The 20,860-nt window shown below is 65.7% G+C and carries 15 protein-coding genes; 14 read left to right on the top strand and 1 reads right to left on the bottom strand.

Annotated features, from left to right (window positions below; all coding sequences use genetic code 11):
• Positions 1-47 precede the first annotated feature (47 nt).
• Genes G3N94_RS13780 through G3N94_RS13790 form a run of 3 tightly spaced genes read left to right on the top strand, consistent with a single transcriptional unit; the run spans position 48 to position 3,380 of the window.
• Positions 48-1,556: an efflux transporter outer membrane subunit gene (locus tag G3N94_RS13780; protein ID WP_205792941.1), complete on the top strand. Its 1,509-nt coding sequence runs from the start codon at positions 48-50 to the stop codon at positions 1,554-1,556.
• Positions 1,557-1,590: 34 nt separating this feature from the next.
• Positions 1,591-2,898, top strand: coding sequence for an HlyD family efflux transporter periplasmic adaptor subunit (locus tag G3N94_RS13785; protein ID WP_205792942.1), 1,308 nt, complete (start codon positions 1,591-1,593; stop codon positions 2,896-2,898).
• A 23-nt stretch (positions 2,899-2,921) separates the two neighbouring features.
• Positions 2,922-3,380, top strand: a complete 459-nt coding sequence (locus tag G3N94_RS13790; RefSeq protein WP_205792943.1) for a hypothetical protein — start codon at positions 2,922-2,924, stop codon at positions 3,378-3,380.
• A 29-nt stretch (positions 3,381-3,409) separates the two neighbouring features.
• On the opposite strand, the gene G3N94_RS13795 is transcribed toward G3N94_RS13790, so the two are convergent.
• Complete coding sequence (locus G3N94_RS13795; RefSeq protein ID WP_205792944.1) at positions 3,410-4,369, bottom strand: helix-turn-helix domain-containing protein; 960 nt, start codon at positions 4,367-4,369, stop codon at positions 3,410-3,412.
• A 109-nt stretch (positions 4,370-4,478) separates the two neighbouring features.
• On the opposite strand from G3N94_RS13795, the gene G3N94_RS13800 reads away from it, so the two are divergent.
• The 11 genes from G3N94_RS13800 to G3N94_RS13850 all read left to right on the top strand — a co-directional run bounded on the left by G3N94_RS13800 (position 4,479) and on the right by G3N94_RS13850 (position 20,847).
• Complete coding sequence (locus G3N94_RS13800; RefSeq protein WP_205792945.1) at positions 4,479-5,255, top strand: alpha/beta hydrolase; 777 nt, start codon at positions 4,479-4,481, stop codon at positions 5,253-5,255.
• 363 nt (positions 5,256-5,618) lie between these two features.
• Positions 5,619-7,697: an EAL domain-containing protein gene (locus G3N94_RS13805; RefSeq protein WP_241021827.1), complete on the top strand. Its 2,079-nt coding sequence runs from the start codon at positions 5,619-5,621 to the stop codon at positions 7,695-7,697.
• Positions 7,698-7,723: 26 nt separating this feature from the next.
• Positions 7,724-10,054, top strand: coding sequence for an EAL domain-containing protein (locus tag G3N94_RS13810; RefSeq protein ID WP_205792947.1), 2,331 nt, complete (start codon positions 7,724-7,726; stop codon positions 10,052-10,054).
• 498 nt (positions 10,055-10,552) lie between these two features.
• Positions 10,553-12,037, top strand: a complete 1,485-nt coding sequence (locus G3N94_RS13815) for an FAD-dependent oxidoreductase (RefSeq protein ID WP_205792948.1) — start codon at positions 10,553-10,555, stop codon at positions 12,035-12,037.
• A 10-nt stretch (positions 12,038-12,047) separates the two neighbouring features.
• Positions 12,048-12,707: a c-type cytochrome gene (locus G3N94_RS13820; protein WP_205792949.1), complete on the top strand. Its 660-nt coding sequence runs from the start codon at positions 12,048-12,050 to the stop codon at positions 12,705-12,707.
• A gap of 35 nt (positions 12,708-12,742) precedes the next feature.
• The gene (locus G3N94_RS13825) at positions 12,743-13,420 is read left to right on the top strand and encodes a hypothetical protein (protein ID WP_205792950.1); all 678 of its coding nucleotides are present in this window, start codon (positions 12,743-12,745) and stop codon (positions 13,418-13,420) included.
• Between the two features lie 233 nt (positions 13,421-13,653).
• Positions 13,654-14,487 carry a phytanoyl-CoA dioxygenase family protein gene (locus tag G3N94_RS13830; protein WP_205792951.1) on the top strand — a complete coding sequence of 278 codons (834 nt, stop codon included), beginning with the start codon at positions 13,654-13,656 and terminating at the stop codon, positions 14,485-14,487.
• A 15-nt stretch (positions 14,488-14,502) separates the two neighbouring features.
• Entirely contained in the window at positions 14,503-14,916 is a 414-nt protein-coding gene (locus G3N94_RS13835; protein WP_205792952.1) for a RidA family protein, read from the top strand.
• A gap of 218 nt (positions 14,917-15,134) precedes the next feature.
• Complete coding sequence (locus tag G3N94_RS13840; protein ID WP_205792953.1) at positions 15,135-16,499, top strand: DUF1329 domain-containing protein; 1,365 nt, start codon at positions 15,135-15,137, stop codon at positions 16,497-16,499.
• Positions 16,500-16,573: 74 nt separating this feature from the next.
• Entirely contained in the window at positions 16,574-18,424 is a 1,851-nt protein-coding gene (locus G3N94_RS13845) for a DUF1302 domain-containing protein (protein WP_205792954.1), read from the top strand.
• A 62-nt stretch (positions 18,425-18,486) separates the two neighbouring features.
• Positions 18,487-20,847, top strand: coding sequence for an efflux RND transporter permease subunit (locus tag G3N94_RS13850; protein WP_205792955.1), 2,361 nt, complete (start codon positions 18,487-18,489; stop codon positions 20,845-20,847).
• Positions 20,848-20,860 lie beyond the last annotated feature (13 nt).

The following is a 20,860-nucleotide window of genomic DNA, read 5'->3' on the forward strand; positions in this document are numbered from 1 at the left end:
CGTGGCAGGCGCGCCTTTTTTGAATCTTTAATCTGATAGGTCAGAAAATGAAATCGCAGACATATGGATCCGGCGTCCGCACCCGTGCATTGAAACTGGGCGTGTCGGCGATCTTCGCGGCGGTGCTGTCGGCATGTGCAAACTATGCGGGCATCCATAGCGACAAGCGGATCGCACAGCCGCAACAGCTCGAGACGGCCCGCAGCCTGCCGGCCGAGCAAGGCCGCTGGCCGGCGGCCGACTGGGTCGACCAGTTCGGCGACGCGCAGTTGACGGCGCTGCTTGCCGAGGCGCTGCGCGGCAGTCCGACGATCGAGCAGGCCCGCGCGCGGGTAGCCCAGGCGCAGGCCTACAGCGAAGCCGCGAATGCGAACACGCTGCCGCGCGTCGATGCGAGCTACTCGCTGACGCGCCAGCAGTACAGCGGCACGGCGATGATCCCGCCACCGTATGCCGGTTCCTGGCAGACCGAGAACAAGGGCCTGCTGAGCGCATCGTATGACCTCGACCTGTGGGGCAAGAACCGCGAAGCATTGAGGGCGGCCGTCTCGCAGACGGAAGCGGGCAGGGCGGACGAGGAGTTCGTCAGGCTGACGCTCGATACGTCGATCGCACGCACATACAACCAGCTGGCCCGCCTTTACGTGCTGCGCGACATCGCGCAACAGGAAGTGGCGCGCCGCGAGCAGATCGATCGCATCACGGCCGGGCGCATTGCGACCGGTCTCGATACCGAAGTGGAACGCAAGACCGCACAGGCGAATCTGGCGACGAGCCGCGCCCGTGTCACCGCCTTCGACGGCAGCATTCTGACCGCGCGCTATCAGCTGGCTGCGCTGCTCGGCGCAGGACCGGATCGCGGTCTCGCGATCGAGCGGCCGACGCTCGGCATCGGCGACGAAGTGCGTCTGCCCGACAACCTGCCGGCGGATCTGGTGAGCCGCCGGCCGGACCTCGTCGCCGCGCGCTGGCGCGTCGATGCGATCACGCACCAGGTGAAGGAAGCGAAGGCGGAGTTCTACCCGGACATCAACCTGAGCGCGATGATCGGCCTCGACGCGTTCGGCTTCGGGCGCTTCCTGACCGCCGCGAGCCGGACCGCTTCGGTTGGTCCGGCGATCCACCTGCCGATCTTCGACGCAGGCGCACTGCGCGCGCAACTGAAGGGCCGTTACGCGGAATTCGATTACGCGGTGGCCACGTACAACCAGACGCTCGTTGGCGCGCTGAGCGACGTTGCGACGCAGCTTGCGCAGATCCGCTCGAGCGACGCGCAACTCGTCGACGCAAACACGGCACAGCAGGCCGCGCGGGACGCCGACCAGCTTGCGATCACGCAGTACAAGGCAGGCCTGACCAACCAGCTGACCGTCCTCAATGCCGATGTCACGACGCTGAATGCCGATGAAGCCGTCGCCAACCTGAAGATGAACCGCCGCGACCAGCAGATTGCGCTCGCGTCGGCGCTTGGCGGCGGCTATGTCGACACGTCGGCCGACGCCGCCCACGGCGCGGCGGCTGCCGCGTCCACCCATCCCGCCGTCGCCGCGCGTTGAACGGCGCGTTCACTTACTGGCAAGGAGATTTGACATGAGCGATACCCTCACGCCCGACCGCGAAACGGCGGACCAGCGCGGCGAACAAAGCAGCGAACACAGTGGCGGACAGCACGCCGACCCGGCCGGCCATGACGCCGGCGCGACGCCCCCCGGCAAGCGCAAGCGCCTGCTCGTACTCCTTACGGCGGCGGTCGTGGTATCGGGGGCGGCGTATGCGGCCTACTATTTCACGATCGGCCGCTATTACCAATCAACCGACGACGCCTATGTGAGCGGCAATCTCGTGCAGTTGACGCCACAGGTCACCGGAACGGTGATCGCCGTCAATGCCGACGATACGCAGACCGTGAAGGCAGGCGACCCGGTCGTCACGCTCGACCCGGCCGATGCGAAGATCGCGCTGACGAACGCCGAGGCGGCACTTGGGCAGACCGTGCGCCGCGTGAGCAGCCTGTACGTGAACAACGATTTCTATGCGGCGAACGTCGCGCAACGCGCATCGGATCTGGCCCGTGCCAACGATGACCTGCGACGACGCGTGGCCGTCGCGGGCACGGGCGCCGTTTCCGCGGAAGACATCGCGCATGCCCGCGACACGGTGGCGGCCGCGCAGGCGGCGCTCGATGCGGCGCGCCAGCAGGCCGGCGCGAACCATGCGCTGACCGACCGCACGACGGTCGAACAGCATCCCGACGTGCAGGCGGCGGCGTCGAAAGTCAGGGACGCCTATCTCGCCTATGCGCGCAATACGTTGCCGGCGCCGGTGACGGGCTACGTGTCGAAACGGTCGGTCCAGGTCGGCCAGCGCGTGTCGCCCGGCACGCCGTTGATGGCGATCGTGCCGCTCGACGGTGTGTGGGTCGATGCGAACTTCAAGGAAGTGCAGCTCACGCGCATGCGCATCGGCCAGCCGGTCGAGCTGACGGCCGACGTATACGGTTCGAGCGTCAAGTATCACGGGCGGGTCGAGGGCTTCTCGGCCGGGACGGGCAGTGCGTTCGCAACGTTGCCGGCGCAAAACGCGACGGGCAACTGGATCAAGATCGTACAGCGTCTGCCCGTACGCATCCTGCTCGATCCGCGCGAACTCGAAGCGCATCCGCTGCGGATCGGGCTGTCGATGCAGGTCGATGTCGATACGCACGACGAATCGGGCACGCAGCTTGGCGCCGCGATCAACACGAGCTATCGGACGGACGTCTTCGCGCAGTACGGCGCGCAGGCCGAGGCCGAAATCGTGAAAGTGATCGAGCAAAACGCGATGGCTTCGCGCGGGATCGTCGCAAAGCCGGCAGCGAAGCGCATTGCGTCGCGCGATCGCACGCGTAACCCGGATTGACGCGGCAAATTGGAGAGCCCGTTTTGAACAAAGCACCTATGAACCGCGACGTGAGCAACCTTCACCGGGGAGCGCTACGAGTGCCGGAGGGCTACATCGCGTGGAGCATTGCGATGATTGCGCTGGCCGTGTGCCCGGCGATCATCTGTGCATGCATCGCGCAAGCCTCCGGACATTGGGATCTGTTCGAACGGTCCGGGTCGGTGCTCACGATGATCGGGCTTCTGCTGGCATCACGCCCGTACTTTGAACACACCGTGACCGATCTGGTTATCGCCCACGCAGACGAGGACGCGATATTCAAGCCTGGTGAAGTCATGAGCGACATCCTGGCCGCCAAGCGCGGGCTGACGCTTTCGGCGTTCGGGTCGCTGATCTGGGGATGGGGATTCTATCTGCGATGGTGGAGCTTCAGCCTGCTGGTGCTCTGGATGGTCTTTGTGGTGTATCGGGCACGTCGCGATTCGATCGTGCAAGCCTGAATGCATCGAGCGCTTTGTCCAACCCGGACTCACGACGCCCGCAACTCGCGTACCCCCTTGCCGATCCGCCGCCGCAGCAGCGTGCGCAATGTGACGCCGTCTGCGTAGCCGACCTGCTCGGCGATACGATCGACGCTGTCCTTGCTCGTTTTCAGCAGATGAACGGCACGCTCGATCCGCAGATCCTGTATGTATTCGACCGGCGTTTTACCGAGCACGTCGTTCAGACGTCGCGTCAACGTCCGCTTGCTCGTCGCCAATGCGTCCGCAACGTCATCGAGCGCGATTGCCGTGTCGAGGTGCTCGCGCACCCAGCGGTCGAAACGCTCGACGAGCGGGTCCGAATGGGACAGGTGATCGGAGATCGCAAAGGCGGACTGCGACGGGCGCGAATCGAACACGAGGTACTTGGCCACGAGCGCCGCAAGCTCGGGGCTGTTGTGACGGATCAGCCAGAGCGCAAGGTCGAGATGGCTCAGCGCGGCCCCGGCCGTCACCGTGCTGCCGCTGGGAACGACGATGCGATGCGCATCCAGGTGCACGTCGGGGTAACGCTGCCGGAACAGCGGCGAGAGCCACCAGGTGGTCGTGGCTTCGCGCCCATCGAGCAAGCCGCTTTCGGCCAGCACGAAGGTACCCGTACAGGCGGCCCCGATCTGAACGCCCGCATGGTGCCACGAGCGCAATGCATCTAGCGCATCGATCACGTCGGCCCGGCCGAGCGAAGGCACGAGCAGATCCGTCGTCGTCCTGTTGAGCGCCGGTACGACGACCCAATCCGGGGTGGGGGCGTCTGTCACGTCGCAGACGGGAACCTGCAGCCCAAGCGCGGTGCGCACCTCCGGCCGCATCCCCGCAACGGTGATGTCGAAGCCCGGTGTGGCGATCCCCGTCGAGCGCGCCAGTTCGTTGGCCGTCGTCAACGCATCGAGCACGGTCGTGAGGCCGGTGTCGAACACCCCGTCGAGCGCGAGGACAAAAATTCGCATGGCAGGATCGATATCAAAACTGTCGATCGCGACAGTATTTCCCTGGGCGCTCCGTTTGTAAAGTGTCTCTCACCGAGTGAATGGATCACGCGGATACTGGAGAGCAAAGATGATCAAGCATGCATCATTCGTCCGACTATTTGCACTGCGAAATACACTGGCCGTCGCCGTCATGGCAACCATGACCGGCACGATGGCTCACGCCGAGCCGAAACTGGCTGCAAAAGATGTTGTCATCGTCCATGGCGCATTGGTGGACGGCTCAGGCTGGCGGGCCGTCTACGACATCCTGACGAAGGATGGTTTTCATGTGAGCGTCGTGCAGGAACCCCTCACCGGGCTCGCCGAGGACGTCGATGCCACCAAACGCATCGTCGATCAGCAGAAGGGCCCCGTCGTGCTGGTCGGTCATAGCTATGGCGGCTCCGTGATCACGGAGGCGGGGGCTGACCCGAAGGTCAGTGCGCTCGTCTACGTGGCGGCACTCCAACCCGATGCAGGAGAAGCCAGCGGTCAACTTCTGTCGAAGTTCGCCGCGCCCAACGATGCGATGCGGGCCACGCCCGACAAGCATTTCTTCATTCCACCGGCGCAATTCCACGCGACCTATGCAGCGGATGTCTCGCCGTCGGACGCTCGATTCCTGGCGGACTCGCAGGTGCAACTCGCCGAGAAGGCGTTGGGAACCCCTGTCACGGTGGCGGCATGGCGAACCAAACCTAGCTATGCGGTCCTGACCACCCGGGATCATGTCGTGAGCCCTCAGCTTCAGCGCTGGATGTATCAGCGTTCGGGTGCGAAGGTGACCGAGGTGAGCGCAAGTCACGCGGTGTTCATGTCTCAGCCGGCCGCGGTCGCTCGTGTGATCGAGGCTGCCGCAAAGTAGAGGAGCGCTAAACCTGACAAAACCTGACGGTGAACCGCGGCGGAATTCCGCCGCATTACCAATCGCCTGCATCACACGGTTGATTGGCAAGCGATCGGCCGATTCTTCGATGCGCCACCCCGTTTCGTTCCGGCACTTTTTCCAGAAAAAAATATCTTCCGGGCAATCGTTTGCGTACCGCCGCCCGGCGTTCAGTTTATTCATCACATGCCGATATCTTGAAGGCGTTCCCGATCGAAGCGGCATCGCCCCCGCCGCTTCGATCAGGAGCCGCATCAATCAGCCAATGCGACGGATAGGGGAAGGAAGGATTTGGCGACAGTTTTCGGGTGCATCGTATATAGGCACAATCTCTGGCTGGTATTGCTTGCCGCACTGTTGTGCGGGGCCGGCTCGTGGGTCACCGCGCGCCTGTTCCAGCGCACGGTGAACACGATCGGCACGCAGCGGCTCGGCTGGCATGTGCTGACGGCCATCTCGGCCGGCGTTGCGATCTGGTGCACGCACTTCGTCGCGATGCTCGGCTTCGACGCCGGCGCACCCGTGCACTTCAACCTGCCGCTCACGCTCCTGTCGCTGCTCATCGCGGTCGGCGGCAGCACGATCGGCTTCGCGCTGACGACCTGCCGCACCGTGAAGGCCGCGCCCGCGCTCGGCGGCGCGATCGTCGGCGTCGCGATCGTGCTGATGCACTACACCGGCATGCTCGCGTGGCGGGTCGAGGGCATCGTATCGTGGGACGTCGGCTACCTGGTCGCGTCGGTGCTGCTGTCGATGATCTTCGCCGCGCTCGCGCTGCACCTCGCGATGCGGCCGTCGCCGCACGCGGTCAACCAGATGGCCGGCATGCTGGCGCTCGCGATCCTCTCGCTGCACTTTACGGCCATGTGCGCGCTGCGCGTCACGCTGCTGACGCTCGACGGCGCGTGGACCGACGTAAACGCGCTGCGCCCGCTGGCGCTGGCGGTCGCGGGCATGTCGCTCGTGATCGTCTGCACGGGGCTCGTGAGCTACGTGATCGACAGCAACGTGCGGGCCGAATCGCTCGAACACCTGCGCCGGATGGCGCTGAGCGACACGCTGACCGGCCTGCCGAACCGGGCCAGCTTCAACGAGCGGCTGGACCTGGAAATCGCGCTCGCGCACGAGCGCGGCGCGCGGCTCGCGCTGATCGGCATCGACCTGAACCGCTTCAAGGAAATCAACGACCTGCGCGGCCATCACGCCGGCGACGAGGTGCTGCGCATCCTCGCGCGGCGCATGACCAACCTGCTGTGCGACGGCGAATTCGTCGCCCGCGTCGGCGGCGACGAATTTGCTGCGCTGTGCCGGATGGACGACGGCACGCGCCTGATGGATCTGCTCGCGCGGCTCGAGCCGGCGCTCTACAAGCCGGTCAGGGTGGACGACTACGAGGTCGTGCCGGGCGCGAGCTTCGGCGTCGCAATCTACCCGGACGACGCGGCCACCCAAGCGATCCTCATCAACAACGCGGACCTCGCGATGTATCGCGCGAAGGGCAGCATCGCGCAGCCGATCTGCTTCTACGAACCGGCGATGGACCAGATCGTCCGCGCGCGCCGCAGCCTCGCGGCCGACCTGCGCCGCGCGGTGGCCGACAACCAGTTGAGCATCCACTACCAGGTGCAGACCTCGCTCGTGACCGGCGAGATCCGCGGCTACGAGGCGCTGCTGCGCTGGCAGCACGCGACGCTCGGGACCATCCCGCCGGCCGAGTTCATTCCGCTCGCCGAGGAAAACGGCGTGATCCTGGACATCGGCGCGTGGGTGCTGCGCGAGGCATGCGCGCGGGCGGCCACGTGGGAGCCGCCGTATGCCGTCGCGGTGAACGTATCGGCGATGCAGTTCATGCACGCGGACCTGACGGCGCTCGTCGCGAACGTGCTCGAAGAAACCCGCCTGCCGGCGTCGCGGCTGCAGCTGGAACTGACCGAATCGTCGATTTTCGCCGGCCGCGAGCGCGCGCTGGACACGCTGCGGCAGATCAAGGCGCTGGGCGTGAGCATCGCGCTCGACGATTTCGGTACCGGCTATTCGTCGCTCGACACGCTGCGCTCGTTCCCGTTCGACCGCATCAAGCTCGACCAGTCGTTCGTCGCGGACGCGGAAGCCAAACCGCAGGATCGCGCGATCATCCGCGCGGTGCTCGCGCTCGGCAAGAGCCTGGGCATTCCGATCCTGGCCGAAGGCATCGAGACGCGCGACCAGCTTGCGCTGCTGGCCGACGAGGGCTGCGACGAAGCGCAGGGCTTCCTGCTCGGCAGGCCCGCACCACTTAACGAGATTGTCGGCAGCGGACAGATCGCGCTGACCGGCAGCAACCGCGCCCGCGCGCCGGTTCCGGTGTCCGAATCGGCTGTCATGGCCGATATGGAACCGGACCCGCGCGGGTACCCGACGACGCCGGACACGGCAACCTGAACCCGGGTTGCAGCAGGCAGGCTCACATGAAAACCCACTACGCACGGATGGCAAGACTGGCAAGCATCGCGGCGCCGGCCCGGAACCCGGACCTGCTCGCGGCGCAATTCCGGGTATTCGCCGGCCAGCTCCCGGTGATGTACCTGATCCTCATCACGAGCACCTGGAGCCTCGCCGTCACGCACCTGGGCAGCACGCCGTGGTGGCTGTCGGTCGCGATGCCGGCCGCGATGACGCTCGCGTCGCTCGCGCGGCTGCTGCGCTGGCGCCGCGCCCGGCTGCTGGAGCCGACGCCGGACACCGTGATGCGCGCGCTCACGGTCACGAACTGGCTGGTGATCCCGATCGCGGTGACGTTCACCACCTGGGCGCTGCTGCTGTTCCCGTACGGCGACGCGTGGCAAAAGGCCCAGGTTGCGTTCTACATGGCGATCACGGTGATCGGCTGCATCTTCAGCCTGATGTACCTGCGCACGGCCGCGCTGAGCGTGGCCGTGATCGTCAACGTCGCGTTCATCGCGTTCTTCATCTCGACGCGCCAACCGACGCTCGTCGCCACCGCGGTCAACATGGCCTTCGTGTCGGCGGCGCTGATCGCCGTCATCTCGGTCAACTACCGGGGCTTCCTGCGCACCGTCGATGCCCAGGCCGAATCGCGAATACGCGAGCAGGCGCAGACGCGGCTGCTACGGATGATCGACGACATGCCGGTGGCCGTGATGACGGCCGACCCGGAGACGTTCCGCATCAACTACCTGAACGCGACGTCGCGCAACCTGCTGCGCTCGATCGAGCACCTGCTGCCGATCCGCGCGGACGACGCGCTCGGCGCGCCGATCGACTTCTTCCACCCGCACCCGCAGCACCAGCGCCGCCTGCTCGCCGATCCGGCGAACCTGCCGCATCGTGCACGCGTCCGGCTCGGGCCGGAAGTGCTCGACTTCCAGGTGTCGGCCGTGCGCGACGCCGAGGGGCGCTACATCGGCCCGATGCTGTCGTGGTCGATCGTCACGCAGCAGGCCGAGGCGGAGGCGCGCATCCATGAGCTCGCGCATCACGATTCGCTCACAGGTCTGCCGAACCGCGCGACCTTCCTTGCCGAATTCGACGCGAGCCTGCGCCGCTCGGACAAGGTGCTCGGGCTGCTCTACATCGACCTCGACGGCTTCAAGCTGATCAACGACGCGCGCGGGCATTCGGCGGGCGACGAGGTGCTGCGCCAGGTCGCGGAACGCCTGCGCGGGCAGTGCCCCGAGCCGGGGATGATGCTCGGGCGCATCGGCGGCGACGAATTCGCGGTGCTGCTGCGCGACACCGACGCGGACGGCGCGATGGGCGCGGCCGCGCGGCTCGTCGACACGCTCGTCGCGCCCTATGCGCCGTCGCCTGACCGGCAGTTCCGTATCGGCGCGTCGATCGGCTGCGTGCTGGCGCCGCATCACGGCAACGACGCCGGCGTGCTGCTGTCACGCGCGGATATGGCGCTCTATGCGGCCAAGAAAGCCGGGAAGGGCACGTACCGGATGTTCTCGCCGGACATGGAAACGAGCGCGGAGGAGCGGATCGCGCTCGAATCGCAGTTGCGCTTCGCGCTGGACGAGAACCAGGGGCTGTACGTGTTCTACCAGCCGATCGTCGATGTCCGGACCCGCCAGATCACGACGCGCGAGGCGCTGCTGCGCTGGCATCACCCGCGCTCCGGCTGGATTTCGCCGGGCCGCTTCATTCCGGTGGCCGAGCGCGGCGGCCTGATCGACCGGCTCGGCCGCTTCGTGCTCGACCAGGCATGCCGGCAGGCGGCGCGCTGGCCGGACGGTGCGCGCGTTGCCATCAACGTGTCGGCGGCGCAGCTCGGCCACGGCACGATCGCGCCGGCCTTCGCGGCGGCGCTGGCCGGCGCGGGCCTCGCGCCCGACCGGCTCGAAATCGAGGTGACGGAAACCGCGCTGCTGCACGACGAGGGCAAGGCCATCGCGGACCTGCGCGCGCTACGTTCGATGGGCGTGCGCGTCGCCCTCGACGACTTCGGCACGGGTTTCTCGTCGCTCGCGCATCTGCGCGCGTTCCCGTTCGACAAGATCAAGATCGACGGCAGCTTCGTGCGCGATGCGGTCACGCGCCCGGACTGCGCGGCCGTCGTGCGCGCGGTGGCCGATCTCGGCAAGCGTCTCGGCGTGACGACCGTCGCGGAAGGCGTCGAGACGGAGGAGCAATTGGCGTACATCACGGATGCCGGCTGCCGCGAGGTGCAGGGCTTCCTGATCGGCAAGCCCGCGCCGGGCGAGCACGATGCGCCGGCCATCCGCTGGATCGAGCGGGCCGCGCTGGCCGCGCAGGGCACGACCAGGCGGGCGTGAGCGGCGACGAAACGAGCGGATTACTGAATACCCGATAGGGATCGTCAGGCGTGTGTGCAGAATGGGCGCCACGCGTGCACGCGCGATGGCGCTCGCGAACCAGGACTGAACGCATGTCGCCGCCCATAATCCGGTTGCCGAGGACAATCGTGAATCCCGGAGGATGCTCGCGCACGAAATGGCAACTTGTGTGGCGAAGCCGCGATACCTTTTCTTTCTACGACCTTTCTGAATCGCTGTAAGGCACTGCGCAACAGCGGGAATACCCTGTCTTTTTTTCTCGACCCTGTCTTATGTATCATGACCTATCTTTCTCATCATGTACTAATTCAGAGGGCCGACGGATCCATAGCGTGACGGGGACTATCGGCAGGCGGCGAGGCCAGCGGAGGAAGCGGCCGCGGCGCGTATTCAGTCGTCGGATTTCGCGCGAACGAAAGTCGCGTGCCGCCGGGCACGCCGTCGCTCGCGCCCTTTGCAGGCAGGAACCCAACCATCATGTCCAGCAAGTCATCCTCCCGCGGGTCGGCAGACCTGCAGCGCAGGCAGTGGCTCAAGATCGCCGGCGCGTCCGTCGCGGCCGGCGGCCTGGCGCTTGGCGCGGCGCGCGCCCGTGCCGATACCGCACCGATCGCCGGCAATGACGGCGACGTGCTCGACGTCGCGATCGTCGGCGCCGGACTCGCCGGCCTCACGACCGCACGCGACCTGCACTACGCGGGCTGCGAATCCTTCGTCGTGCTCGAGGCGCGCGATCGCGTCGGCGGCCGCACGCTTAACTTCGACGTCGGCGGCGGTTATGTGTCGGAAGTCGGCGGCCAGTGGATCGGCCCGGGCCAGACTGCCGTCGCGGATCTCGCGCGCGAACTGGAAATCGGCACGTTCCCGAGCTACTACGCGGGCAAGACGGTTATCCTCGGCGGCGACGGCCGCGCCGAGATCGACCTGCACGGCACGTTCGGCACCGACGAGTCGGTCGCCGCGAAGCTAAGCCGACTCGCGCGCGACGTGCCGTCGGGCGCACCGTGGACGTCGCCGAAGGCGGCCGAACTCGACCGGCTGTCGGTCGGCGACTGGCTCGCGCAGCAGGGCATCAAGCCCGAGGACCGGATGGGCTGGAACGCGTCGATCTCGCTGTCGGGCGGCTCCGCGCCGGCGAAGATGGGACTGCTTCATTTCCTGTCGATGATCAACTCCGCCGATTGCGATTACGCGCAGCTCGACTCGATCAAGCACAGCGCGCAGGAAACCCGCTTCGTCGGCGGTTCGCAGATCCTCAGCATCCGGATGGCACAACAGCTCGGCGACAAGGTGCGGCTCGCGTCGCCGGTGCGCCGGATCGTCGGCTGGGATCGCGACGTAGTCACGCTGCAGACGGATCGCGGCACGGTGCGTGCGCGCAAGGTCGTGATGGCGCTGCACCCGGCGCTGTGTCACCAGGTGCAGTTCGATCCACCGCTGCCGGACAAGCGCAACGCGCTGCAACGAGCATGGCCCGCGCATTCGCCTGCACGCAAGACGGCGATGGTCTATCGCCGCCCGTTTTGGCGCGACAAGGGGCTGAACGGCCACATCTTCCAGACCGACGGGCCGATCTTCTGGGCTTACGACAATTCGCCGCCGGGCGGCGAGATCGGCGTGATCAACGCGTTCGTGCGGAATGCGCTGGTGCCGTCCGACCCGCCGGCCGCGAAGCAGATGCACATGGATCTCTACGCGCAGGCGTGGGGCGACGAAGCGTGCGCGCCGGTGTCGTACCACGATCGCGACTGGGGGCTGGCCGATCCGTGGACGATCACGTGCGTGTCGGCGATCCCGCCCGGTTTCTGGAGCGCGCACGGCGAGGCGCTGCGCGCGCCATGCGGCAACCTGATCTGGTCGGGCACCGAGACTGCGAACATCTGGGCCGGTTACATGGACGGCGCCGTGCGCTCCGGTCACCAAAGTGCGCTTTACGCTCTCAATGCGCTGCGTCGTGCTTAGGAGACCGAAGATGAAGAAACGCATGCTGCTGCTCGCGGCGCTCGTGGTGATCGGCGCGCTGCTGGCGCTCTACGGCCCGACGCTGTTCGGCTTCTATCGCCTGCAGCGCCATATCGATACGGCCGCGCAGGCCGACGAGGCCGACGGTGGTGTATGGCCACGCGTGACCGACGTGTGCATGGGCTGTCACGGTGTGAAGGGAACGTCGCTCAACCAGGCGTATCCGAGCCTCGCCGGCCAGCCGGCGCAATACGTGGCCGCGCAGCTTCGCGCGTTTGCCGGCGGACAGCGCGCGAACCCGACGATGGGCCCGCTCGCGATGACGATGAGCGAAACCGAGATCGCGCACCTGGCCGGCTACTACGCGAAGCAGGTACCGGTGGACAACCGGTACTACAAGCCGGATGCGCGACTGCGCGCGAAGGGCGAGCAACTGGTGACGGGCGGCGCGTGCGCCGCGTGCCACGGTGCGCGGTTGACAGGGCAGGCACAGTTCCCGCGCCTCGCCGGGCAGGGCTACGACTACCTGCTCGCGCAGCTCGACGCGTTCGCGAAGGGTTCGCGCAGCGAGGCGACGGGCACGATGCAGCGCGTCGCGCAGGCGATGTCGGCGGATGACCGCGCGGCGGTCGCGACCTACCTCGCGAGCGTCAGCCCCGGCAAACAGTGACTCATCGACAGCAATCGACTTACGGAGTTCGAATCATGGATCACCGATCACTTGCACTTTGTCTTTCCAGCGTGGCGCTTGCGACGACGACCGGCATCTACGGCTTCAAGTTCGTCCGCAAGCGCAATTTCCTGCTCGGCTTCGAATGGTGGATCGTCACGATCTCCTCGACCAACGCGCTGATCTTCTTCGCGACGGAGTCGCCGGTGTCGTACGGCATCTCTCACTTTCTCGACGCGTTCTCGCGTGGATTCGGGATGCCCGTCATCGCAGTCGCGGGGCTGATGGCCGTCACGCACGGCTACCGGCCGTCGGTGCGGCAGGACGTGCTGCTGTTCGTGCTCGCGGCCGTCGGCACGGTCGTGCTGGTCTCGGCAGGATTCCTGCAACACGTGCTGCCGTACTTCTACGTGACGATGTGGGCGCTGCTGTCGGTCTATCTGGCCGGGTTCGTGATGCGGCTGCTGCGTGCCGGGCACGCGCTCCATGCACTGACGACGACGGTCGCGCTCGTTGCCTCGCTGGCGATCGCGTGCATCTACGATTTCTACAGGATCCCGGGCGAGGACACCAACGTCGTGTTCAACTTCTACGTGCTGGCGCTGCTCACGTGGTCGTACTTCACGGTGGTGCTCTACTACGCGTACTGCGCGCTGGAGCGGGAGAAGGGGCGCAGTCAGGCCGGCGTCGGTTTGTTGTCGTATCCGAAATGAGTAGCTTTATTGAGATTGTCGTGAGCTTGTATGAAGGCCGAAAGCCGGTTGTCATGTCGGGCTGGCGGCCCGCCGCGATGCTCGTTCGATCATGCAGACGAAACAGGGAATACCCCGTCTTTTTCTTTTCTTTATTTTTGTCATGATGACCTAACATAGTCATCATGATCTACTTAAGGGCCGGTAGTGAAGCTCAGCCGCCGGTTGTCGCTGGACGAATCAGGAGATTGACGATGGATGCAAAGACGCGCAGGGCGTTCTTCGAGGATGGGGCCGTGCTCATCGAAGGGGTGCTCAATGACGAACAACTCGCGCAATGCCGCGCGGTGTTCGACTGGGGGATGGAGAACCCGGGCCCGATGGCATCGACGCTGCTCGACGGCACCGAATACAAATCGCACAACGACAACGCGAACCCGTATGCGAAGGCGCGGCTCGACGAACTTGTCGGCACGTTGCCGTTCGGGCAGCTGTTCGCCGACCTGTGGGGCTCGAAGCACGTGTGGTACTTCGCGGAGGAACTGTTCATGAAGGCCGGCGGCAAGAGCGCGCGCTCGCCGTGGCACCAGGACACGTCATACCTGCCGTGGCAAGGGATGCATTTCGGCAATGCGTGGATCAGCTTCGAAGGTGTGCCGAAGCGCAATGCGCTGGAGATCGTGCGCGGCTCGCATCACGGCGTGCGCCACGACGGCACGACGTTCCAGAACGCTGAGGATCCGACCGACCCGCTGCATGGCGGCGACGTGTGGCCACGCCTGCCGAACATCGAGGTCGAGCGTCGTGCCGCACCGGAGGCGTACGACATCCTGTCGTGGGAAACGAAGCCGGGCGACGTGCTGTTGCTCCATCCGGGCGTGCTGCACGGCGGTGGCGCGGTCGATGCCGATTTCCCCGATCGCCATACGCTTGTGCTGCGCTTCTTCGGCGATGACGCGGTGTTCAGCCCGCTGCCCGACGAAAGCCGCTCGGGCTTCACCCCGGCCGGCGTGCTGTTCGTCGAGGAACTGGCCGCGCTGAAGGCCGGTGACCCGTTCCGCGCGCCGTGTTTCCGTCAACTCGTTTAAACGGAGATTTTCATCATGACAGCAACTTCCAAGCGGCAATCGATCGTGCCGGCCGCATTTCAGCCGTGGTACGACGCGTACCACTTCTCGCCGGCGACGCGCGTTGGCGACACGATCTGGGTGTCGGGCCAGGTCGGCCTCGACGCACAGATGCAGCCGGCCGACGGCGTGCAGGCGCAGGCGCAGATCGCGTTCGAATGCCTGAAGATGATTCTCGAGGAGGCCGGCGCAAGCCTTGCCGACGTCGTCGAGCTGACGACCTTCCATACGGACCTGCAGCGCGAGACCGAGGGCTTCGCGGCGGTCAAGGACGTGTATTTCCCGAACCGCTATCCGTCGTGGACGGCCGTCGGCGTGACGCAACTCGCGCTGCCGGGCCTTTGCGTCGAGATTCGAGCCGTGGCGGTGGCCGGGTCGGGCAAGGACTGACGCAGCATGGATGGTTTTGCACCGGGCCTGCGTTCCACATGAATCGCAGTCCTGAGTAAAAAGGTATCGAGATTCAAACCAGTCGACAGGCGGCCGGCCGGCTTTGCGGGCCGGCCGCGATCAGAGAGCGACGCCATCGTCGGCCGATGATGGCGATCGCAGCGAACGCGCTTCGTCCACGACGGGCGAGCGAAGGCGGAGTGGGAAGGAGAACCGAGATGAAGAAGCAGAGATTCTGGGCCGTGTCGGCGATCGCGGCCGCTGCATGTATCGCGATCGGCACCGCGGCGGCGGCGGACGACCTGACGCCGACCGGTGCCGATCGCGCGGCGAGCAAGGATGGCGCGGTGCCGGCCTATGCCGGCCGGCAGTCGCCCGATGCGGGCTGGGCGTGGGGCAAGGTGCGCGGCGATTTCTGGAAGCACCGCAACGAGAAGCCGCTTTTTTCGATCGATGCGGCCAACGTCGACAAGTACGCGGACAAGCTGTCGCCGGGGCAGGCCGCGCTGATCAAGCAGAAGAAAGGCTACCGGATGGACGTCTACCCGTCCCATCGCGAATGTCAGTTGCCGGACGTCGCCGAGCAGAGCTCGAAGGCGAACCTTACCGCGGCGAAGCTGGATTCGACCGGCGAGAACCTCGCGGCCGCCGTGCTGCCGGGCGTGCCGTTCCCGCAGCCGAAGAGCGGCGTGGAAGCGATGCTGAACTACGAGATGCGCTATCGCGGCGAAGGCGTCGAATGGGCGCAGGTCGTGACCGCCATTGCGCCGCGTCCGGGCAGCAGCGACTGGATCGACGCGTTCGGCCCGCAGGCCTTCTACTTCCCGTCGGCCAAGCTCGGCAAGCACTCACCGCAGGATGTCGACCAGTTGAGCGCGGCCGTCTACTTCCAGATGAATTCGCCGGCCGCGCTCGCCGGGCAGGCCTTCGTCCAGCGGCAGTACTTCAACAAGGACTCGGAAACCTACTACTACTTCCCGGGTCAGAGGCGCGTGAGACGCATGCCGGCCTATACGCACGACGCGCCGCTGATCGGGTTCGAGAACCAGTATCTGATCGACGAGGCGAACATGTTCAACGGCTCGCTCGACCGGTTCAACTGGAAGCTGGTCGGCAAGAAGGAAATGGTCGTCCCGTACAACGCGTTCGGCATGTACAACTTCAAGGGCAAGCTGCATGACGTCGCGACGCCCGACGGTCTTGCCGCCGCGAACCGCCGCTACGAGACGCACCGCGTGTGGGTCGTCGAGGCGACGCTCAAGCCGAGCGCGCGCCATGTCGCGTCGAAGAAGGTGTTCTATCTCGACGAGGACAGCTGGCTCGCACTCGTCGGCGAGGACTACGACGCGCAGGGCAAGTTGTGGAAGGTGCGGGAGAGTTATCCGATTCCCGTCTGGGAGCTCGGCGGCACCTGCGACAACGAGCCGCTCGCGCAGTACGACATGATCAACGGCCGATACGTGTTCGATGCGTCGTCCATCGGTCAGGGCAAGGACATCCGCTGGCTCGAGCAGCCGGACGACCCGCGCTTCAAGTCGGATTTCTACACGGCGGAGTCGCTGCGCTCGGTCAGCGAGCGTTGAAGGGAGTCGACTGACGAACACAAGGACCGGCGCGCACAGCGACGCGCCGGCGTCGAACAGGGGTGGAGCGAATCATGGAAGCGGAACGGATAATCAGGAATGCTACGGTATTGATTGCGGTCGCGGGTACGAGTGCCGCGGCGTCGAGCGCGTACGGCTACGATTTCACGATGGGCAATGGTGACCTGCAGGGCTCGTGGGTCACGAACCTGACGGCCGGCGCCGGGATCCGGACCAAGAACCCGAGCTGCTCGCTCACCGGCGACCCGAATGCATTCGGCTGCGGCGCGGCCGCGAACACCAACCAGTGGGGTTACGCAGACAATGGCGACCTGAACTACCGCAAGGGCCAGCCGTTCAGCACCTACATCAGCGCGACCAGCGAGCTGTTGCTGAAGATGCCGGGCGAAGGGTTGAAGTTCATGGTGCGCGGCACCGGCATGTACGACTTCCTTGCCGGCAATACGAACCGCACGCCGTTGTCGAGCACGGCGGCTGCGCAGGTCGTCTACAACGCGCAGTTGCTCGACCTGTGGGCGCAGAAGGACTTCACGATCGGCGGGCGCAACGCGCACGTGCGACTCGGCAACCAGGTGATCAACTGGGGCGAGAGCATGTTCGCGCAGAGCGGCATCAACGCGACGAACTCGATCGACGTGCAGAAGCTGCTGATTCCCGGCTCGCAGCTCAAGCAGGCGCTGCTGCCGGCGCCGATGGCGAGCTTCGCGGCCGATCTGTCGCACGGGTTCAGCACCGAGGCGTACTACCAGTTCCAGTGGAACGGCAACCGCTATCCGCCGGTCGGGTCGTACTGGTCAGTGACGAACGGGTTCGGTCGCGGCGCCGAGCCGTTCACGATCAACACCGGCAACCTGAACGTGACCGGCCCGAGTGCGGGCACGATCGCCAATGCGATCGGCGGACCGGGCGCGGCCGGCAACCAGGACACGCTCAACGCGATCAAGAACGGGCTCGTGAACGGTGCGTACGCCGGGCCGCCGTTCAACGATATCGGCTTGCCGAGCACGACGAACCTGCCGGCGAAATACCGGCCGCAGTTCGGCGTGAAGTTCAACTACTCGCCTCGTTCGTTCGATGCAAATTTCGCGTTCTACTACCTGAATTACACCGACAAGTCGCCGGTGCTCGCGTCGCTCGCGAACGGGACGGAGCAATGGTCGTATCTCGGCCGGCGTCAGCTGTTCGGCGTCAGCGCGAACTTCGGGCTCGGGCCCTGGGCGATCGGCACCGAGCTGTCGTACCGGCCGCGCGATGCGGTCGCGCTGTCGGGCTGCTATGGCGCGGGCGGCCCGCTCGACCTGAACACGAACGGCGTGGCGGGCATCGACTGCCAGCAATGGGTCGACAAGAAGAAGTTCCAGTACGACCTCAACGGGCTGCTCGCGCTGACGCGCAGCGAATACCCGTTCCTGAAGCTGCTCGGCGCCGATTCGGCCGCGCTGACGTGGGAGCTGACGTGGATCTACTACCCGGGGCTGAGTTCGAGCGGCGTCACGCGCACGATCGACGGGCAGACCGTCACGCAGGTGCCGCAGACCGGCTACCTGCCGTGGCTGAACAACGGATCGGCGGCCGGCTATCCGATCGGGATGGGCCAGGGCACGTCGAGCTCGGTGGGCGCGACGATCGACTTCAACTGGACCTATGACGGCTCGCTGATTTCCGGATGGCAGGTCACGCCGGGCGTGACGTTCTCCGACGGGCTGTACGGCTACACGCCGACGTTCACCGCGAATTACATGCAGGGCGCGAAGTCAGTGAACGTCTACGTGCTGTTCAACCAGAACCCGCCGAACTGGCAGGCCGGCATCAACTTCACCGCGTTCTGGGGCGGCCACAACACGGTGGGGCAGCCGTACGCGGACCGGAATTTCGTCGGGTTGTTCGTCACGCGGAATTTCTGACGGTGGCGGGATGGCAGGTGGCGTGCGTCGCACGTCACAGGAATACATGAGGGAGTAACGTCGTGCTCAATCGTCTGGTCGTTCGCCTGGAAAGGTTCTTCTTCGGTCATCGCGCGCTCGTGCTCGCGGCGATCGCGTTGTTCACCGTTGCGATGGCCGTGTTCGCCGTGCAACTGCGGATGGATGCCGGTTTCGAAAAGCAGATGCCGATCGGGCACGAGTACATCCGCACGTTCCAGCAATACCGGAACGACCTGCTCGGCGCGAACCGGATCACGGTGGTCGTGCGGGCGAAGCACGGGTCGATCTGGTCGAAGGAGGGGCTGACACGGCTGTACGACGTCACGCAGGCCGTCACGTACTTGCCGAACGTTGACCGGATCGGCGTGCGTTCGCTGTGGACGCCGAACGCGTTCGTCAACGAAGTGACCGACGAAGGCTTTCGCGCGGAGCCGATCATTCCCGGCACGGTCACGCCCGACCAGTTGACGCAGGACGTCGTGGCCCGCGTGCGCCGCGCAACGACGCTCGGCGGCTATGTCGGCACGCTCGTGTCGCACAACGAAGACAGCGCGATGATCACGGCCGAGCTGAACGAGCGCGACAGCGCCGGCAAGGTGCTCGACTACGTCGCATTCAATCATTTGCTCGAAAGCAAAATCCGCAAGCCGTTCGAGGATGCCGGGTACGAGATCCAGATCATCGGCTTCGCGAAGCAGATCGGCGATATCGCCGACGGTGCAACGGCCGTGCTCGGCTTCTGCGCGGTCGCGCTGCTGCTGACCACGCTCGCGGTGTACTGGTACTGCCATTCGGCGCGCTTCACGGTGCTGCTGGTCGCGTGTTCGCTGACGTCGCTCGTGTGGCAGTTCGGCACGCTGAAGCTGCTCGGGTTCGGCCTCGATCCGCTCGCGGTGCTGGTGCCGTTCCTGGTGTTCGCGATCGGCGTGTCGCATGGCGTGCAGCAGGTGAACTTCATCGTCCGCGAGATCGCGCACGGGCAGAGTTCGTTCGATGCGGCACGGCACAGCTTCAGCGGCCTGCTGATCCCCGGCGTGCTTGCGCTGATCACGGCGTTCGTGTCGTTCATCACGCTGCTGCTGATCCCGATTCCGATGGTGCGCGAGCTGGCGATCACCGCATCGCTCGGCGTGGCATACAAGATCGTCACGAACCTGATCCTGTTGCCGGTCGCCGCGTCGTGCTTCAACTTCACGAAAACCTATGCGGACAACTCGCTGAAGCGCGCGCAGCAGCGTGCGAAGCCGCTGCGCGTGCTGGCCCGCGTGGCCGAACCGAAGTACGCGAGCGTGACGGTCGCGCTGACGGTGGCGATCTTCGCGCTCGCCGCCTGGCAAAGCTGCGACCGCGTGATCGGCACGCTGCAACCGGGCGCGCCGGAACTGCGCGCGGACGCACGTTTCAACCGCGATGCGACGTCGATCGCCGGCAACTACGACATGGGGCTCGACTGGCTGACGGTGGCGATCGAATCGAACGGCAAGGCCTGCAACAACCCGGCGGTCGGGCTGTACGAAGACGACTTCTCGGCCGCGATGAAAACCGAGCCGGGCGTCGTATCGGTGCAGTCGTATTCGGCGATGCTGCGCGCGTACAACCAGGGCTACAACGAAGACTTCCCGAAGATGAACGTCGTGCCGATCGACGGCGAGAACTACGGTGCGGTGTCGGTCGACGTGTCGCGCGTGAAGGGCTTCATGAACCGCGATTGCGGGATGACGGCCGTGCACCTGTTCCTGACCGATCACAAGGCGACGACGATCAACCGGATCCTTGACGACGTGAAGCAGTACCGCGCGTCGCATCCGTTCCCGGGCATCACGGTGCGGCTGGCTGCCGGCAATGCAGGCGTGCTGGCCGCGACCAACGACGAAGTCGAGAAGAGCGAGCTGCCGATGATGCTCTACGTGTATGCCGCAATCCTGATTCTCGTGTTCCTCGCGTACCGCGACTGGCGCGCGATGCTCGCGTGCTGCGTGCCGCTGTCGGTCGCGACCTTCATCGGCTACTGGTTCATGAAGGAGCTGCAGATCGGGCTGACGGTTGCGACGTTGCCGGTGATGGTGCTGGCAGTGGGCATCGGCGTCGATTACGCGTTCTATATCTACAACCGGCTGCAGGTGCATCTCGCGGGCGGCCAGGACATCGTGAAGGCCGTGCAGCACGCGATGCTCGAAGTGGGCGTCGCGACGATCTTCACGGCCATCACGCTGGCGATCGGCGTCGCGACGTGGAGTTTCTCGGCGCTCAAGTTCCAGGCCGACATGGGCAAGCTGCTCGCATTCATGTTCGTCGTGAACCTGGTGATGGCGATGACCGCGCTGCCTGCGCTCGCGTCGCTGCTCGAACGCTGGTTCCCGCGCCGCAAGCCGGCCCGCGCACCGGGCCTGTTCAGTCACTGATGCCCGCGCACAC

Origin of the sequence: Burkholderia sp. Ac-20353, assembly GCF_017104785.1 — a bacterium.
Classification (GTDB): Bacteria; Pseudomonadota; Gammaproteobacteria; order Burkholderiales; family Burkholderiaceae; genus Burkholderia.

What these genes read in the sequence shown, in the direction of transcription:
- G3N94_RS13780 (WP_205792941.1), top strand. Translation starts at nt 48, where the DNA reads ATGAAATCGCAGACATATGGATCCGGCGTCCGCACCCGTGCATTGAAA.
- G3N94_RS13785 (WP_205792942.1), top strand. Translation starts at nt 1,591, where the DNA reads ATGAGCGATACCCTCACGCCCGACCGCGAAACGGCGGACCAGCGCGGC.
- G3N94_RS13795 (WP_205792944.1), bottom strand. Translation starts at nt 4,369, where the DNA reads ATGCGAATTTTTGTCCTCGCGCTCGACGGGGTGTTCGACACCGGCCTC.
- G3N94_RS13800 (WP_205792945.1), top strand. Translation starts at nt 4,479, where the DNA reads ATGATCAAGCATGCATCATTCGTCCGACTATTTGCACTGCGAAATACA.
- G3N94_RS13810 (WP_205792947.1), top strand. Translation starts at nt 7,724, where the DNA reads ATGAAAACCCACTACGCACGGATGGCAAGACTGGCAAGCATCGCGGCG.
- G3N94_RS13815 (WP_205792948.1), top strand. Translation starts at nt 10,553, where the DNA reads ATGTCCAGCAAGTCATCCTCCCGCGGGTCGGCAGACCTGCAGCGCAGG.
- G3N94_RS13820 (WP_205792949.1), top strand. Translation starts at nt 12,048, where the DNA reads ATGAAGAAACGCATGCTGCTGCTCGCGGCGCTCGTGGTGATCGGCGCG.
- G3N94_RS13825 (WP_205792950.1), top strand. Translation starts at nt 12,743, where the DNA reads ATGGATCACCGATCACTTGCACTTTGTCTTTCCAGCGTGGCGCTTGCG.
- G3N94_RS13830 (WP_205792951.1), top strand. Translation starts at nt 13,654, where the DNA reads ATGGATGCAAAGACGCGCAGGGCGTTCTTCGAGGATGGGGCCGTGCTC.
- G3N94_RS13835 (WP_205792952.1), top strand. Translation starts at nt 14,503, where the DNA reads ATGACAGCAACTTCCAAGCGGCAATCGATCGTGCCGGCCGCATTTCAG.
- G3N94_RS13840 (WP_205792953.1), top strand. Translation starts at nt 15,135, where the DNA reads ATGAAGAAGCAGAGATTCTGGGCCGTGTCGGCGATCGCGGCCGCTGCA.
- G3N94_RS13845 (WP_205792954.1), top strand. Translation starts at nt 16,574, where the DNA reads ATGGAAGCGGAACGGATAATCAGGAATGCTACGGTATTGATTGCGGTC.